This window comes from Acinetobacter sp. YH12100, from assembly GCF_013419135.1.
Lineage (GTDB): Bacteria > Pseudomonadota > Gammaproteobacteria > Pseudomonadales > Moraxellaceae > Acinetobacter > Acinetobacter pseudolwoffii.
The window spans coordinates 16670-33062 of sequence record NZ_VPAQ01000025.1 but is presented as its reverse complement, the minus strand read 5'-3'; the positions used below and the strand labels follow the sequence as shown (position 1 = coordinate 33062).

Below are 16393 nucleotides of genomic sequence, written 5' to 3'. Positions count from 1 at the left end.
AGAAAGACGGAATAGAGATTTGATCATTAAACAGCATTGAATCGCTGTATCGGAATAAGTTTGATTTCGTCCGTGCTTGCCTTGTGGTTGTGCATACCATTGGGTCTTAGGATCAAACCAGATTGAAATATTTCCTCGCTTGATTAAAGCTTGGTTATACGAGGACCAATTGGTTGTACGGTAAGTTTTAGGTGCAGGCTTCTTCATCTGGAAATTATATTGCTAAAGAAGCCCTCAAGAATAGCTTTGTGCAACAAAGCCATCTTTCTCTAAAAATCTAAGATGAGTTGAATATAGCATACATTCAACTCAACTAATGAGCCGAATGTGTTGGTTAATTAGCTCATCTATTTATCTAGGACAGTTTTAGAATTTTTCCTGATTCCATCAGATCTCTAGGGGAAAAGTTATCCCCAATTTCTGTAGATAAAAGCGGGACAACTTTTAGCCTTTTTTGTACGCCCTGGCGCACAGACATTTAGGGATTTTGCGGCTAGGGGATCTGTGCTTTTTTACTTATGATGAAATCATGCAGGAACAGGAAGTTCCGGAACAGAAAACAACAACGATAAGTTCTAACACTAGGATAGTGAGGGTAGAATAGCAGCTACCAAAGATCGCACTGTAAAAAACCCTGGCAGGATGTCAGGGTTTTTTATTGCTTGGATTCTCAGACGAAATGCAACAGAGATTAATTTAGGTAGGAAGTGGGATGAGATAGTATCTTGCTTCCAGACCGACCAAAGTCAAAGTTGCACAATGAAGTGGGATTGATTAATAGCAGACAGTGGTAAATTAATTTGGAAAATTTTCCCCCGAATATCTTTTATTCCAAAATTTTTCAGGCGTGCAGTATGCATTTTTAAATACTTTTCTGCATTATCTTGACTATCAAACAGGTAAATTCCCCCTGCTTCCTGAGCATCGCTATTTTCTGTCCATATTTTCCAGATCATGCCAGCTTCCTGATTAATACTTTCTGCAAGTGTTTGATAGGCGCGACTCATCTCTTCTCCAAATGGGCCTGGCGTCGGAAAGTCTACCTGAAGAATAACAGCCATGGTTTTATCCTCTACCGTCCAATAGCAATCTTCATACTCTAGCATTTTGCTAATGATTTTAAAGAAAAATTAGTCCTAAAATTGACTATTAAAAATTTTTGAATTTACTAGGCACCGTTGATATTTACTATTTATAATTAAAACTATGAGAATAGCTTCAATAAAATTAAGTAAGTTTGAATTATGATGAATGGATAAATTACGCAGAATAACTTTTAAATTTTGCCAGTGTTGATCTTTCAGCATGGTACGAGGCATATCGAATAGTGAAATTAGGTTTGAAGATTTGATTTTACTACTTCGCTATTTGTTAAGCTAAAATGTCAACACACCCTAATATTTCATGATCATCACTGGTAATTCGGTTGAGCGAAGTACAGCTGTGGCCACACTTCCGAGTCTCCATTTTTTAAAACCTCTGCGACCATGCGATCCCATCACAATGAGATCAGCCTGTATCTGTTTGGCAGTTTTCACAATACTTTCTTCAAACACTACACTTTTTAGGACTTTAGTTTCAACTTGAACGCCCGCTGCATATGCAATTTCACTTGCTTGTTTTAATACCTCTTCTGCATTCGCATAAGCTTGAATAAAGTGTTCTTTCATTGGAGCAGAGACATAATAATAATAGAAATCTGCATCTGTAAATGGATCTTCAGAAACCAGACTGATGAAGGTCAATCTGCTATCGAATACCTGAGCAATTTCGACCGCATGTTTTACCGCGGAGAATGAAATTTTTGAACCATCAACTGGTACTAAAATATTCTGGTATGACATCGATAATGCTCCAAATACGAACTTTCTATTCAGTTATAGATAACATAAGCATGTTAGCGCTTCAATTTAAAGCATTAAACAATATCAAATTTATCCGGAATACTACTTAACTAAAAAATAAGTGAATAGCTTTTTGGCTGCTATTCACCTGATGATCAAGACTGCTTAACTTGGCAAGACGTATCCCTTTTCCCTAATTAAACGTACTGCTGCATCACATACTTCTACATCATAAATCGTTCCACGTCCTTTTAAGATTTCTGCAAGCGCAACCTCTATGCCTAAAGCAGGACGGTATGGGCGATGTGTAGCCATTGACTCGATCACATCGGCCACCGTCAGAATACGCGCCTCAGGATGAATCTCATCACCTTTTAATCCTTTAGGATAACCTGTCCCATCCATGCGTTCGTGATGCTGACCAATGATTTCAGCAATTGGAATATTGAAAGGAACATCCTTGAGAATTTCATAACCAGCCTGCGCATGACCTTTCATCATTTCCATTTCCAGATAGGTCAGACGAGTAGGTTTGGTCAGAATTTCTGAAGGAATTGAAATTTTACCAATGTCATGTACCAATCCAATTTCTTCCATTTGCAGACAACGTTTTTCATCCCAGCCCATTTCTTTGGCAATGGCACTGGCAATCAAGCCTACACGGCGTTCATGTCCCGCGGTATAAGGATCGCGTAATTCCACCATTATGGACACAGCTTGTAAGGTGCCATACATGGTTGCTTCCAACTGCTCAAGCTGTCGGGCAATCTGGTCCTGTGCCTGCTTTTGCTCGGTAATGTCCTGTGCCATCACAATCGAGGCTGGCAAGCCATCATCCCAAGTGATGCGACGGCTATGCAGGGCAAATTCCCGGATCTGGCCATTTTGATGTCGGAACGGAACCACACAGGATAGGCTCGAATATTCTGCAGCCTGATCCTGCTCTTGGTTAATCAGTGCCGGTGTGTCTGCGGCCATGGTGCTAAATTCCAGAATATTATGTCCAATGAGTGCTGCAGCAGACCTGCCCAGCATATTGGCATAACTCGGGTTGACATACAGATAGTGATTGTCGCGCAGCACATACATCCCGACCACGGTTTGTTCCACCATACCCCGGAAACGCTGTTCACTGTCTCGTAATGCCTGTTCAGTTTTGCGGATGGTGGTCAGATCATTCCAAGCCAGAATCACATCATTGCCGACAATCGCCAGTGTTCGCTGAGCAATACGCTGACTACCATCTTTAGCTAACAGAGTAATTTCAGGAAATTGCACCTGTTTACCGTTTTTTGCCAGTTGCAATGCCTCTTCCCAGTTCTGCTGCATAAACTGTCTTTGCTCTGGATTAGGCGCCACTTTTTCCAGCCAGGCTTCCCGATTTTGAAAATCTTCCAGACTATATCCCAGCCATTTTTCATAGGCCAAATTAACCGCAAGAATTCGTTCATCCTGTACGGAAATAATATGCATTGGCACGGGAGACTGCAAAAATACCTGTTGGAAACGTTGTTCCATCTGCTGAGAATAGGTCTCGGCAGTTTTACGCTGTTGCTCCGCTGAAAAACGCTCCAACGCAGAAGAAATGTCCCTAGAAAGATTTTGCAACAGTAGAATTTGCTCCTCATCAAATTCTACTTGCCTTGTAGTATACACCCCCACTAGCCCCCAGAAATGTCCATCAAGCAACAACGGGATTAATGCTGCCTGACTTATCTTTTCCTGTTTTAAGTACTGTCTCCATGCCTGGTATTCTGGTGAAACATTCTCGTCCGCGTCATTGATCAAGGAATAGGCATAGACATCTACCTCTGGACTGGTATTTTTCACCTGATGCAATGGAGTATTTTCATCTTGCTGTAAGAGAGTGCGTAAAGTGGGCATAATATTTGCGCTAATATTATGATGGAACTGAATCATCAATGGACTGTCAGCTCGATCCTCTGCTTTGATTGCAATTAAAATTTTAGCAAAACTACCCAGATTCAACAGCACCTGCTGCAACTCGGTTAGCAAATCTTGCCGATTCTGGCTATGCGCAATCACCCGGTTGGTTTCAATGAGCAGCTGATAGAGATAAGTCAACCGTGCTACACGCCTTTGTGACTGTATCCGGGTATATACATCGGTAATCTGACCGGTGATATGATCGATTAAACTCTGCTCTTCATCTAGAAAAGTCGGGGCATCCGCTGCCGGATCATACCAGATGCTTAAGGTGCCGAATTGCTGAGTCTCATTGGCAAAGACTGATTGCAAAAAAGGCATCTGAGCCGGAGGGGCTGTACCAAAAACACCCCAGTCACTATCAATCTGCAGCTTAACCCGCTCCGGAGAAGATAAGCCGGAAGGGATTGTCTGCATCACTTTGTGCAACAGCTCGCTCATGCCGGTATGGGTATTATTGCAGAGTTGATTGATCTGATTCAGACATCGCACTTCTTTTACACGTTCCTGCAGATCCTGCAGCAAAAACTGGCGATCGGTAATATCGTGTACCACCATGACCCAGACGGTTTTTTTACCCAGGCGTTCTGCAAAAGGTGCCACATGACACTCAACCGTTTTGTGATCCGGCAAGGTCAACTGGACTAAAAACTCTTGCGGAGCCTGCTGCAATCGGGAGCACACCGGGCAATCTTCGGCCTTTACCCGAGGATCATGCACCAGTTCATGCACAGAGCGTCCGCTCAATTGTGTCGCTGGAATGCCGTGCAGCTGGGCTGCCGCCAAGTTGACCTGCTGAATCATTTGGCTAGAAGTGACAATATAGGTTGGATCAGGAATGGTGTCATAAGTGCTGGCAGCCTTGGACAACATGCTAAAAGGCTCTTTAATGGTCGACTCGACCAATGCCATATAAATGAACCAGTACGAATAGACTTTCAGAATATGCCCCAGCAGATTGGCATCGGCATATACGGACACATATTGGGTAAAGGCAAATTCAGAAGCCATCATGGTCAGCATGGACAGGCTGACCCCAAACGTCAGTTGAGGCGATAAATATTCGCGGCGCTGCCAGACCAGCACCAGTGCTAACGCCAGAACCGCAATAATCAGATATTCACTGTAAATTTTAAAAGGGGTCAGGCCTTGCTCATCAACAAAGGCGGTTGGAAAGAAACCCAACATCACAGCGCTGACAATCCCCACACTGAACAGACCAAAAAACAGGTTCAATGCAAGAGGCTTGATCGCCCGTGTCAGCATAAAGGGCGCAGCGAGCATGGCAAAGGCCTGCAATAACCGGGCACCAATCCATAATTGAGTGGCCTGATTGGCACTGTCCACCGGAAGAATTTGCATGCCTTTATATAGCAGGGTGTGGAACAGGTCAATAAATCCACACCAGCCAAGCGCGATGGCAATGAAAACCACAAAATAATTTTTAGTAAAATGCCGTGACACCACGGTCACAATCAGCGCTGTGAGCGCGATAATGATTGAAATCAGTTCTGCCACGGTATGGGTAAATAGGAAACCAAAACTTTGATTGGTCCACCAGATCAGCAAGGCAAAAATCGTCGGTGGAATCAGCATCATATAAGGAGAAATAAACGACTTGAGGTCGAATACATCTGGTGAAAATAAGTCACGAGATGATTTTGGCATAAAATTCCCCAATGAAATTCACAAATAGCCTTATACAATAAGGTTATTCAAGGTTTTTTATTTGTTGAAAATTCACATGTTTATTATAACATTGAGCCAAGGTAAATATTCCGTAAATATATTCATAAAATCCTTTACTACTAAAAAAATACGCTAGATCTCTCTATGCAATTTTCATCAGTAAAGGTCTAAAAATCAACGCGTACAGTTGCGTCCTTCACGCTTGGCCTGATACAGTTTTTGATCTGCCATGCGCAATACTTCCTCTACATCGTTAGAACTATTTGGCCAGTAAGCAATCCCAATGGAAATGGTCACTATACCAATTTCTCCCATTTCAGTGAGCTCAACCGCTTTTCGTAACCGCTCCGCTGCCTGAAAAACTTTTATAGGATCTGAAGCAGCCATTAAAATAATAAACTCCTCTCCTCCCGAACGGCAGCAGACATCATTGTCTCGGAAATGATATTGCATCACGTTCGCTAGCCTTTGTAAGACAATATCGCCTTTGTCATGCCCATAGGTATCGTTCACCTTTTTAAAGAAGTCGATATCTGCCGCCAGCACAGCAAAATCGGTACGCATACGCACAAACTCTTCGATAAACAGGTTCATTCCACGGCGATTGTATAAACCAGTTAGGGGATCAGTATTCACTGATTGATTCAGCTCATCAATTTTTTCATTGAAATTTTGACAGCTCAGCATCAGAGAATTTTTGAATTGATTGACTTCAAAATACGAAGGTTTAATTTCGTTGATTTTATCCTGAACATCCTGCCGACTGAGCATACTGGCCATTTTCGCCAAATGGTTTAAAGGCAGTGCAATCAAGCCCGATAAACGCCAGACCACAAAGAAAATGAATAAATAGAATAGGCTAATCCCGATGGATACCTTGATAATAATACTGTTGGCTTGAGCAAATAGCTCCTCAATCGGCTGCTGTGATACTACAACCCAGTTCACGCTGGGAATATGCGAGAAACCGACCAGACTATCTATGCCTTTACTGTTCATCAGACGGAAACTGCCATCCTGCTGCGGCAGCATCGTGGTTAATCCATCACCCGCCTGGACTTCCTGGCCAATTTGCCGAGTATCGGCATGAAAAATGATCTGATTTTGGTCATCCATGACATAGGTATAATTTTTCTTGTAGCCATATTTGGAGGCCAGCATTTCACTGACCAGATTCTTGCTCTGCAGATAAATCGTACCAGCGACAAAGCCCAAGTACTGCCCCTGGGCATCGAAGATCGGTTCAGAAATAATCACGATCAATTTTTTGGTTGAAGACCAGTACGGCGAAGAAATATAAGTTTGCTTGCGCTTGATCGACTCGGTAATACCGTGGGTTGTATAAATCTGTTTAGCATCAATATTTAAAGTGGTCGGGAAAAATGAAATGATGCGTCCTTCTCGGTCAGCCAGAAAAACACTGTTGAAATTACCGGATTGGCTTTTGAGACGTGCCGCTTCCGTGTTTCTCAAGCTTGTATTAGTAAAGTCTTTACCGAGTAACTTCGCACTAAAGCTTAAATTTTTTAAGATTTCTTCAAACTGGTAATTGGTATGCGCAGCAATTCTGGATGAATATTCCGCATTCAAGGCCAGAGAATTATCGATCAGGCGCTCTTTCACCGTATAGTTGACAAAAAATAAAGCAAAGACAAACAGACAGGTCACACTTAGAATCGTTAAAAGTAAAATCAAGCTGCGCAGATTTAAACGAGGCGCCAGTAAAACCTGTCTCAATAGCTCAATCCTAAGTGTTGATTTATGATACTTATATCATAAAAAACTGACATGAACTGCTTATTCCTCCCAATAACAGCATCATTAAAATAAGCAGAAATCGGTGGCCGTAAAATTGAAATTGCTGGCTCCCATTATTTGGACTGCTAAAGATGCCTGATGATCTTTTATCGAATAAAAAATACCCTGTTATCATTTTTTCATGGAGAAAGGCTAAAAAATCTTTGTTTTTGTGATATAAATCACATTATTTTACTTCCTTAAAAGATTGAATTCACTACAAATGGATTTGGATTCCCATGCAAACATACATTCCTTATCAGCTGCGGGTACAATTAAAACAAATTGATCCTATTCTTGATAAGCATTGGCAACAACAACTGCTGTCGATCCTCTCTGCAACACCGCAAGCGCTACATCAAAAAATAGAAGATCAGTACCTAAAACCCAAGAATATCTCGTGGAACTACCTGACCAAAGCCTTTGAGTTTACCGGCCATACCCGCCTGAAAGATCTGCAGCTCAATACGCAAAATCCTGAACTCGTGCAACTTGCACAGCGCATCAATAGCACTTTCAGCTTTCTGCAAGGCTATCAAAGTGACTTTTAGGTTGCAGACTACCTGGAAAGCATTGTCCGTGAAATTAATCAAATCGATCTGGACAATCCCGCCGATATTCAGGCACAACAACTGATCAAAAAAGCTTTTCTCTACGATGCTGCATTGATCATTCGAGAGTTAGATTTTTCTATTTCTGCCAATCACCGGCATTTGGATCTTGAACAAGTCCGAACGTTTATCTTTGAAGTCTTCATGAAAAGTGAAATTCTGGGCAGCTGGTTTGCCCATATTTTGCCGAGCGAATATGCCGAACAGGAACTGGCGATTTTTCAGGATTATTTTATTCCGCAGCAACAGGTTCGTGACTTTGAAATTATTGAAACCTTTCAATATTACTTTGTCCTGAACAGTTCTTATGACAGTTTAGTATCTGCCTATTCCATTCGTCGCTTTTTAACTGAAGAAAGCTTTGGTAAAGAAGATCGGTTCTATATTAGTGGTTTGGTGCTTGACCCGGAACAATTGGATCAAGCAGATTATGTTGAAAATTTTAAACAGCTGATGACACGAATTATTGGTATTCAACGTAAAATGAATCCACATATTGTGGAACTGGTTGAATCGCTGCATCAATATAATCAGCAGAATCTCATCCCAAGTTTAAAAGAAATTTTAAATATCCAAAGTTTTGCCATCGATCATCTGGTGAAAGAACATCTGGAAATTTTGGAGAAAGATTTATCCTTAAATATTCTCGAACCTTTTCTCAAAGGCTTGAAAAACAGTGTGCAGCATACTGATGAACTAGAATATTGCTATTTGAATATTTTAAGATTAATCAATGAGTTTCTGCATCAGCTGGAAATTTTATCGCAGCAACCGATGCTGCAGTTTAATCCGCATGCGCGTCTGTTCAAATATCGCTTAATTGCCTATTTAAAATTACTGGAACAACGTCGCACCCAAATCTTTGTGATTTTTCATGATGAGTTTCACTATCAGCAACAGGTGCGGGCCGTTTCAGCACCCACCCAGGAAATTAGAGAGCTTCTGAATGACGCGCTTGAACAAACTCGCCAGATCCAGCAGCAAATACGCCAGTTAGAACGTGAAATACAAAATACCGAAAATCGAGGTTTTCTTAAACGGCTGTTTAAAAAACCTGAAAATCATGAATTAAAGATCAATGAACTCAAAAAGAATCTGACTGAGGTTCGCGATCATTGCTATCTCAGAATGATTGCCATGCAAAAGCAGGCCACTCAGGAAAGTGTGTATCTGGAAGCCAAGAATTTAATTCCGGTGATTGACGCTAAAGTGCGCCATTATGCTTTTGCCAATGGTGAAAATGGGGTGACACGTTTGCCACTTCTATTACAGTTACCCGAAGACCGGAATAGCTTCAATATGCAAAGCATTCTCGTGGCTTTAAATTATGAATTTCTGCTTTCTGCGAAAAGTTGGGGAATGTCAAAAAAGGCTTAGACAGGACTGGGGATATACACGTTACTCCATCATTAAAGAGCTTCTGTTTACTGCTCATTTAACAGCCTTTCATCCTCTTCACATTCTGTTCACGACTTTCGGCCTAAAGTATTAGCATAGACCTAATACGGATAGCCAATATGAAACATATCAAAAAAATACTGCTAGCTACCTTGTCCTTACCGCTACTAGTTTTAGCAGGATGTAAAAGTATTCCCAGCTATTCAGGTGATTATGCAAAATCCAGAAACCAAATTCAGGGAACTGCGCTGGATCAGGCTAAAGCCCAAGACATCGGCATTCGCTTTACTTCAGCTTTTAATACTTTAGGTACACCTGCATTTATTGAACGAGCCGGATCACTCTATGCCGATCAGCTGTTTATTAACGATACCTTATCCCAATTTTCATCACGTCAAAATCTACTCCAACATTTTCAAGGGATGAACAAGCGTGTCAGTAACGTGAATGTCAAACTATTAAATACCTCCTATTATCAAGACTCTGCCTACGTGCACTGGCATATGGCCTATGATTTTAAAATGTTTGGCGCAACACGAAGCATGGATTCTTATGGCATCAGTGAAATCAAGGTCAACCGCGACAATAAGATTATTTTTCAGCAGGATTTCTGGGATCCTGCAAATGGCCTGTATCGTTCTTTACCTTATGTCGGAGGAGCTTATTCATGGGTACTGCCTTTCAAAAAATAGGATTAAATACTGGACTACTGATACTCTGCAGTTTCAGTTCATGGGCACATGCCCAAAATATGAATCAGTGTGGTCGTGGTCCACTTCTGGTAGCTCAGAAACAGGTTGGCGTCGCCCGTTATTATGCTCAGAACTGTACAAAACCCTGGCAAGGCCAGAATATGCAGATTGATTTTTCTTATACAAAAAATATTCCGGAATGGGCTTTCAAGCGTGCAGCGACCCATTTTCTGAAGCGTAATGAGCGAGAGTCTAAACATTTAATAGTATTAGATAGAATCACCCAGCTTTATAAGCCGGTAAAACCGGGAGATCTCTATCGCTTAAGCTATCAAGCCGAGACTCAGACCCTGACCTTGATGCTAAATCAGCAGGTGTTAGGCAATCTTCAGCATCCGCTAGCACAACAATATTTTAATATCTGGCTGGGATCGCAGCCATTTAGTGCTAAATTAAAACAGCAATTATTGAATTAGTCTCTGCCGTTATGTCCAAACATTTTATCCTGATGGTCGAAGACCATTATGAACTAGCCTCTACCTTATGCGAGTTTCTGGAAGAACATGATTTTGTGGTGGATCATGCCCGCAATCTGAACGCTGCACGCCAATTACTGAAACAGCAGCGCTATCATATTTTGCTTCTAGACATTAATCTGCCTGATGGTTCGGGTTATGAACTGTGTGAATGGCTGCGTCATGACGAAGGATTGGATTTACCCGTACTGATGTTGACGGCGCGCGATACTCTGGATGACAAACTCAAAGGCTTTAATTCCGGCACGGATGATTATCTGGTTAAGCCCTTTGATTTTAATGAGTTGGTGGTTCGGGTCAAAGCCTTAATCAAACGCTCATTGGGTGAAGTTTCCAGTAGTCGCCTGCAAATTCATGATTTGATTCTGGATCCCGCAAGACAGCAGCTGACTCGGGCTGGACAGACGATTGAACTGCCCCCGATTCAATTCAAACTGCTGAAACTGCTGATGCGTCATTCACCTAAAGTCCTCACCAAACAGGAAATTATGCTGGAACTCTGGGGTGATGAAGAGCCGGAAAGTGATGCCTTGCGCAGTCACATTTATAATTTACGTAAAATGGTCGACAAGCCTTTTGAGCAGAAACTGATTCATACCATTTCTGGTGTGGGTTTAAAGATTGCTTTGGAAGCTTAAGTCTAAACGTACAAAGCTGAAACTTAGTTTAAATACACTACCACAATCAGACCGGTCGTCATTGCCAGATCAATCTCTGGATGGGTACTGAGATAATACTGCCGGTCAAAGAGTTCGACCCGCCAGCCCAGCTGTTTGCACAACTTCTGTACCAGTTGCAGGCCAATACCATGCCCTTTGATCTCCAGTTGCAACTGCTGGCCAGACAGCTCCTGAACTTTAGAATTATTTGGCAAAGAGATGCCGATTCCATTATCAGCGATCAATACTGTATTTTTCTGTAGAATCACATCAATTTCTGTACCTTGCGAATAATTCAGCGCATTGCGCAAAATATTGCCAAAGACCATTTTGGTCATCGATGGATACAGTTTACGTGGCTGCTCATCGAGGTCTTTTTGTAGGTCGATCTGCATGCCTTTGTTGTGGCTGACACTGTCCAGATCCTGTACCAGATTCTCCAGACATTCTGACAGCATAGTGGGCTCGGCCGTCAGGGTGTTGGTGGTATTTCGGGCGATAGCCAGTAAGGTATCGACCAGCAGCTGCATGTCTTCAATAGTATTGTGCAGGCGGGTAAAGGATTTGTTGTCACCATAGCGTGCCTGACACAGTTGCACATTGCCTTTTAAAATCGTCAATGGCGTGCGCAGTTCATGACTGACATCACCGGTAAACTCACGTTCGCGCTGAATGAACTTGCTGAGCACCTGATGATATTTTTCCAGTGCCTGCTTGAGATATTCTGCTTCCAGATTGGAGTCAGTACGGATGTCCTGAAAAGGCGAAGCCTGATTTTTCTGATGCTCCCAGTCGATATGTTCCAGTGCATTGGCCAGCCGGGTAATCGGAGAAAAATAACGCCGGGCGCGACGGTTCCACCACCACAATACGCTATACAGCACGAACAGGCTGACCATTAGTGGTGCTAGACCAAACAGCCAGACCAGCTTGTTCACGTTACTTTCGCCAAAGACCAGCAGCACATGTTGCCTGTCTTTTTCACCGTAGACGGTCATGCGCTCTTTACCATCGACAAAATGCCGATTTACGCCTTGCTCGAACTGCATGTGCTGAAACTGCACAGGGAGGGTATCATACCAGCGATAACCATACAGGTTTTTGGTGTCGGGAAGTTCGGCGGCCGGATTGCGTTCCAGCCGCTGCCAGTAGTGTGACATTTCCTGTTCCAAAGCGGTGCGCAGCAAAAAGCCTTTGATCACCCAGGCACTACAGGCAATGCCGATCACCACCGACAAGGCAATAAATCCGATTTGCAGCCAGTAGTAGCGGTTAAACACCTCACCGAGAGGATGATCGCGTTTGTCCCTAAACAGCTTTAACATTGATCAATTCCCCGCTGGCGCATTCGATTCATCGTTCAATTATACGGCTTTCTTTTTAAACAGAAAGTGGCCGATCACCCACTCGCGTCCATGCTCATAACCGAACAATTCGGCACAGGCCATAAAGAAAATCCGCCAGCGTTGCCACCAGATGGCCGCATCTGCGCCATAGGTCTGCTGAAACAGGGGCTGCAGCTCGGCCTGCTTTTGGTCCATATTCTCCAGCCAGGCATTTGCCGTGCGTTCATACTGGGTACCGGCCCATTGCCAGTGCTGCTCCAGCTGCAAATGCTGCTGAAAATGCAGGAAAGTTGAGGCTGCCGGCATCAGGCCGCCACTAAAGAAATATTGCGACATCCAGTCAAATTCATTTTTGACTTCAAACGGATAATGCAGGAAACGGTGACAGAAAATATGGCACCAGAGCAAGCCATCAGCTTTGAGCCAGCTGCTGATATTTTCAAACAGTTTCTGGTAGTTGCGCACATGCTCAAACATTTCCACCGAAACCACACGGTCGAAAGCAGCCGATTCCAGTTGCAGTACATTGACATCGCAGGTGATCACCGTCAGGTTTTCCAGTTTTTTCAGACGGGCCTGTTCCTGAATATACTGACGCTGGGTCGAGGAGTTCGACACTACAGTGATGTGGGCTTTGGGATAATGCTCGGCCATATACAGACTGAGTGAGCCCCAGCCGCAACCAATTTCCAGAATATCCTGTCCATCCTGTAACTGTGCACGCTGACAATAGCTGGCCAATGCTGCTTCTTCGGCCTGATCCAGTGTGGTATGCGCCTGTTCAAACAGGCTGGCGCTGTACTTCAGCCGCTTGCCCAGCACCGCCTGGAAAAATGCGGTGGGCAGTTCATAGTGCTGTTCATTGGCTTTGTCGGTCTCGATGGCAATTTCGCTGTTTTTCAGCATATGCAGCACATCCATATAACGCTGTGCCGCCAGTGCCGGGTCAAAGCGCCCTTCCTGTGCCAAACGTTTTTTGCTTAAAGTGCGAATGCCTGCGCGAATCACCGGGTCGGGCACTTTGCCGCTTTCGATCAGTTTTAAAGATTTTTGAATCATAAAGTCCATGTATTTACCTACTCTTTGGGTGGCCACGGAATAAACATTGAAGTTCGTCGTTGATAGTCTTTATAGTTGTCGCCGCGATGTGCCAGCGCCTGTTGTTCACTAAACGGAATTCCGGTGATGTAGTACAGAAACAGCCACATCAGCAGCGGATAAACCCATAATCCATACACACCTGCTGCCAGACCGAGAACCGGATAGGCAAACCAGTGCAACCATTCAAAAAAATAATTCGGATGACGTGAATATTTCCATAAGCCTTGGTCCAGGGTTTTGCCTTGGTTTTGTGGATTCAGTTTGAAACGGTAGAGTTGCTGGTCGGCTGTGCTTTCCCCGATCAGCGCCAACAGCATGATCATGCCTGCCACCAGCACTGTAGCCTGTGTCCAGTCATTCCACTGCTGGACCGGAATATTGAGCAATTCCAGCATCGGGTAGGAAAACAGTGCCACCAGCCCGGCCTGAAACATAAAAAAGGCCAGAAAACCGAGATGCTGATAACTGCCCATGGCACGGCGCATATTGGCATAGCGGGTATCTTCCCGGGTTTCATTGGCATAACGGCGCAGCAGATGCCAGGTTAAGCGTAAAAACCAGATGCCGCTAAATACACCCAGAAATACCCGAACCAGCAGCGGTGCAGTTTCCATGACCCAAGCCGCAATGATGACATTAAGCGCAATACTGAAACTCCAGGCCACATCCACCAGACCCGCTCTGCGGTTATAGGTCACCAGTACCCAGCTACACAGCATAATGAAGACATTCAGCAAAAATAAATCCAGCAGCATATCAGTCCTCCTGTTTTATCGTGGCCTAGTAAGCACTGGCTTCAAACAGCAGATGTACATCACTGATGACGCCTTCGCGGAAACCACCCTCGCAATAGCATAGATAAAAATCCCACATACGGATAAAGCGCTCATCGAAGCAGAGTTGCAGTACCTGTTCACGTTGTTCCAAGAAGCGCTGACGCCAGCAGTGCAAGGTTTGGGCGTAACTTTGGCCGATATCTTCAAGATGCTTGAGACGCAGTTTTTGCTCGGAAGCGGACTGGGTCATGATACTGATGCAGGGAATAAAACTTCCCGGGAAAATGTAACGCTTGATGTAGTCCACGGTATTCAAGGCTTTGGCATAGCGGGCATCTTCAATGGTGATGGCTTGAATCAGGGCCAGACCATTCGGTTTCAGCAATTCACGGCATTTGTTGAAATAGGTCGCTAAGTATTGCTCACCCACGGCCTCGATCATTTCTATCGAGACCAGCTTATCGTATTTGCCTTTCAACAGACGGTAGTCTTTCAGCTGGACATCCACGCGATGGGATAATCCTGCTGCCTCTATTCGCGCGACCGCTTCATCATATTGTGCTTGGGAGATGGTAATGGTGGTGACTTTACAGCCATAATGCTGCGCGGCATAAATGGCAAAACCACCCCAACCGCTGCCAATTTCGACCAAATGATCCATTGGTTGCAGCTGCAGTTTCTGGCAAATCAGTTCTTTTTTATAATCGGAGGCCTGTTCCAGGCTCATGCCCGGCTCTTTAAATACCGCGCTGGAATACATCATGCTGGAATCCAGGAACAGCTTGAAAAAGTCATTGCTCAGGTCATAATGCTCGGCAATATTCTTACGGCTGCCATCAATCGAGTTTTTGCGGGATTTGTACCAAGTCTTTAGGAAGAATTGGCTGGCTTTCGCCAAGGTGTTCTGATTCATCCGGTCCAACACATCGCGATTGCGCGCCAGAATGCGAATCACATTGACCAGATCTTCACTGCTCCAGTAGCCGCGAATGAAACCTTCTGCAGCACCGAGTACACCATTGCGGAACAGTAGATCCATCAGGCGGCTATCATGCACCTGAATCACGGCATACAGATCACTGCTCTCTCCCACAATCCCGTTCCAGACGCCTTTAAAAATCAGCTGACCATGACGTAATTTCAGTAGATGGCGCAGTACCACCGGCAGTGTGCTTTCTTCTCCCATAAACAGTGTTTTCATAACAAGGTGTTTCCTTTTTCTTTGCGAGGATGCCGGTAAAATGGAATTTTTTTCTTCCATAAGCGAAAGGCATGCAGATAAATTCCACCGACCATCCTGAAGGGCTCAAGAACTTTCAGCACAGCATAGCGATGCTGTTGTGAAGGAACTGTGATGGCTTGCAACGAAAATTGCATGGTGGCATCAAATTGCAATATTCCCTGTTGGAACAGCTGCATATGAATCACATTGCTTTGATCGGAAAAGCTGAATCGCCAGCGGTAATCCAGCGCCATCGGCATGAAGGGCGATACATGAAAGGCCTTTTTGAAATCAAACTGGTGGCTCTGGTACGGCGTATGTTCGGTCACATTGTTCCGGCAGTCATGGATATAGACCTGACGTTCATTCCATGGCGTATTGGTAATTTCGCTGAGGATAAAGATCAGCTGGTCGGTGGCATCAAAGACCAGATAAAACACCACAGAATTAAAGCGAAATCCGAGTGTACGTGGCAAGGCCAGAACCCGGATGGACGCAGCATGCGCTAGCAGATAATTTTCCCGTTTGATCAGCAGACGTGCGACCTTCTGCCGAATCGAACCACATTCCATGGTCAGAAAATCACGTTCATCCAGGGTCAGGAAATTCCAGCGATTGCAAGACCAGAGCCAGGATTTTTCAGTAAAGCTTGAGAGCTGATCAGGATCAAAGTATAGATAGTTCAGCCGGGTCTCAAAAGCATGCGCTTTGGGCAAGAAACGGCGATGCCGGATTTCGGCAGAGGCAATCGCCAGTGGATACATTTGCATCATAT

Annotated in this window: 15 protein-coding genes and 1 pseudogene; 5 read left to right on the top strand and 11 right to left on the bottom strand. The window is 44.0% G+C overall.

Annotated features, from left to right (window positions below):
- From FTU40_RS13865 to FTU40_RS13840, 6 genes and pseudogenes are all read right to left on the bottom strand, one after another.
- The coding region (locus FTU40_RS13865; RefSeq protein WP_180041233.1) for a transposase at window positions 1–207 on the bottom strand (207 nt) is incomplete at its 3' end.
- Between the two features lie 539 nt (window positions 208–746).
- Window positions 747–1061 carry a monooxygenase gene (locus tag FTU40_RS13860; RefSeq protein WP_071852326.1) on the bottom strand — a complete coding sequence of 105 codons (315 nt, stop codon included), beginning with the start codon at window positions 1059–1061 and terminating at the stop codon, window positions 747–749.
- A gap of 147 nt (window positions 1062–1208) precedes the next feature.
- Window positions 1209–1319 (bottom strand): annotated as a pseudogene (locus FTU40_RS13855) (IS5/IS1182 family transposase); the annotation flags it as partial.
- Window positions 1320–1394: 75 nt separating this feature from the next.
- Window positions 1395–1844, bottom strand: a complete 450-nt coding sequence (locus tag FTU40_RS13850; protein WP_159138910.1) for a universal stress protein — start codon at window positions 1842–1844, stop codon at window positions 1395–1397.
- Window positions 1845–2009: 165 nt separating this feature from the next.
- Window positions 2010–5459 carry an MASE3 domain-containing protein gene (locus tag FTU40_RS13845; RefSeq protein WP_159138909.1) on the bottom strand — a complete coding sequence of 1150 codons (3450 nt, stop codon included), beginning with the start codon at window positions 5457–5459 and terminating at the stop codon, window positions 2010–2012.
- A gap of 195 nt (window positions 5460–5654) precedes the next feature.
- On the bottom strand, window positions 5655–7217 hold the full coding sequence (locus FTU40_RS13840; RefSeq protein ID WP_159138908.1) for a sensor domain-containing diguanylate cyclase: 1563 nt from the start codon (window positions 7215–7217) through the stop codon (window positions 5655–5657).
- A gap of 299 nt (window positions 7218–7516) precedes the next feature.
- Here FTU40_RS13840 and FTU40_RS15290 point away from each other — a divergent pair, with 299 nt between their 5' ends.
- From FTU40_RS15290 to FTU40_RS13820, 5 genes are all read left to right on the top strand, one after another.
- Window positions 7517–7828 carry a hypothetical protein gene (locus FTU40_RS15290; protein WP_257223547.1) on the top strand — a complete coding sequence of 104 codons (312 nt, stop codon included), beginning with the start codon at window positions 7517–7519 and terminating at the stop codon, window positions 7826–7828.
- Between the two features lie 204 nt (window positions 7829–8032).
- On the top strand, window positions 8033–9265 hold the full coding sequence (locus FTU40_RS13835) for a hypothetical protein (protein WP_257223546.1): 1233 nt from the start codon (window positions 8033–8035) through the stop codon (window positions 9263–9265).
- Between the two features lie 140 nt (window positions 9266–9405).
- Window positions 9406–9978, top strand: a complete 573-nt coding sequence (locus FTU40_RS13830) for a nuclear transport factor 2 family protein (protein ID WP_100535546.1) — start codon at window positions 9406–9408, stop codon at window positions 9976–9978.
- On the top strand, window positions 9954–10454 hold the full coding sequence (locus tag FTU40_RS13825; RefSeq protein WP_100535547.1) for a chalcone isomerase family protein: 501 nt from the start codon (window positions 9954–9956) through the stop codon (window positions 10452–10454). The genes FTU40_RS13830 and FTU40_RS13825 overlap by 25 nt, the downstream gene beginning before the upstream one ends.
- An 11-nt stretch (window positions 10455–10465) precedes the next feature.
- Window positions 10466–11152 (top strand): response regulator transcription factor, encoded by a 687-nt coding sequence (locus FTU40_RS13820; RefSeq protein WP_071852188.1) that lies wholly within the window; start codon window positions 10466–10468, stop codon window positions 11150–11152.
- A 23-nt stretch (window positions 11153–11175) separates the two neighbouring features.
- Here the strand turns inward: FTU40_RS13820 and FTU40_RS13815 are convergent, their stop codons facing one another.
- From FTU40_RS13815 to FTU40_RS13795, 5 genes are read right to left on the bottom strand one after another with little or no spacing between them, the layout of a single operon-like run.
- Window positions 11176–12498, bottom strand: a complete 1323-nt coding sequence (locus FTU40_RS13815; RefSeq protein ID WP_100535548.1) for a HAMP domain-containing sensor histidine kinase — start codon at window positions 12496–12498, stop codon at window positions 11176–11178.
- Between the two features lie 39 nt (window positions 12499–12537).
- Window positions 12538–13587, bottom strand: coding sequence for a cyclopropane-fatty-acyl-phospholipid synthase family protein (locus FTU40_RS13810; RefSeq protein WP_100535549.1), 1050 nt, complete (start codon window positions 13585–13587; stop codon window positions 12538–12540).
- Between the two features lie 8 nt (window positions 13588–13595).
- Window positions 13596–14375: a DUF1295 domain-containing protein gene (locus tag FTU40_RS13805; RefSeq protein WP_100535550.1), complete on the bottom strand. Its 780-nt coding sequence runs from the start codon at window positions 14373–14375 to the stop codon at window positions 13596–13598.
- A gap of 25 nt (window positions 14376–14400) precedes the next feature.
- Complete coding sequence (locus tag FTU40_RS13800; protein WP_180041231.1) at window positions 14401–15597, bottom strand: cyclopropane-fatty-acyl-phospholipid synthase family protein; 1197 nt, start codon at window positions 15595–15597, stop codon at window positions 14401–14403.
- Window positions 15594–16388 (bottom strand): DUF1365 domain-containing protein, encoded by a 795-nt coding sequence (locus FTU40_RS13795; protein WP_100535552.1) that lies wholly within the window; start codon window positions 16386–16388, stop codon window positions 15594–15596. Before FTU40_RS13795 ends, FTU40_RS13800 begins: the two co-directional genes overlap by 4 nt.
- Window positions 16389–16393: the final 5 nt, after the last annotated feature.

Excerpts from the sequence above, each read along its gene's own strand:
- FTU40_RS13860 (WP_071852326.1), bottom strand. The coding sequence starts at position 1,061 with ATGGCTGTTATTCTTCAGGTAGACTTTCCGACGCCAGGCCCATTTGGA.
- FTU40_RS13850 (WP_159138910.1), bottom strand. The coding sequence starts at position 1,844 with ATGTCATACCAGAATATTTTAGTACCAGTTGATGGTTCAAAAATTTCA.
- FTU40_RS13845 (WP_159138909.1), bottom strand. The coding sequence starts at position 5,459 with ATGCCAAAATCATCTCGTGACTTATTTTCACCAGATGTATTCGACCTC.
- FTU40_RS15290 (WP_257223547.1), top strand. The coding sequence starts at position 7,517 with ATGCAAACATACATTCCTTATCAGCTGCGGGTACAATTAAAACAAATT.
- FTU40_RS13835 (WP_257223546.1), top strand. The coding sequence starts at position 8,033 with ATGAAAAGTGAAATTCTGGGCAGCTGGTTTGCCCATATTTTGCCGAGC.
- FTU40_RS13830 (WP_100535546.1), top strand. The coding sequence starts at position 9,406 with ATGAAACATATCAAAAAAATACTGCTAGCTACCTTGTCCTTACCGCTA.
- FTU40_RS13825 (WP_100535547.1), top strand. The coding sequence starts at position 9,954 with ATGGGTACTGCCTTTCAAAAAATAGGATTAAATACTGGACTACTGATA.
- FTU40_RS13820 (WP_071852188.1), top strand. The coding sequence starts at position 10,466 with ATGTCCAAACATTTTATCCTGATGGTCGAAGACCATTATGAACTAGCC.
- FTU40_RS13815 (WP_100535548.1), bottom strand. The coding sequence starts at position 12,498 with ATGTTAAAGCTGTTTAGGGACAAACGCGATCATCCTCTCGGTGAGGTG.
- FTU40_RS13810 (WP_100535549.1), bottom strand. The coding sequence starts at position 13,587 with ATGGACTTTATGATTCAAAAATCTTTAAAACTGATCGAAAGCGGCAAA.
- FTU40_RS13805 (WP_100535550.1), bottom strand. The coding sequence starts at position 14,375 with ATGCTGCTGGATTTATTTTTGCTGAATGTCTTCATTATGCTGTGTAGC.
- FTU40_RS13800 (WP_180041231.1), bottom strand. The coding sequence starts at position 15,597 with ATGAAAACACTGTTTATGGGAGAAGAAAGCACACTGCCGGTGGTACTG.
- FTU40_RS13795 (WP_100535552.1), bottom strand. The coding sequence starts at position 16,388 with ATGCAAATGTATCCACTGGCGATTGCCTCTGCCGAAATCCGGCATCGC.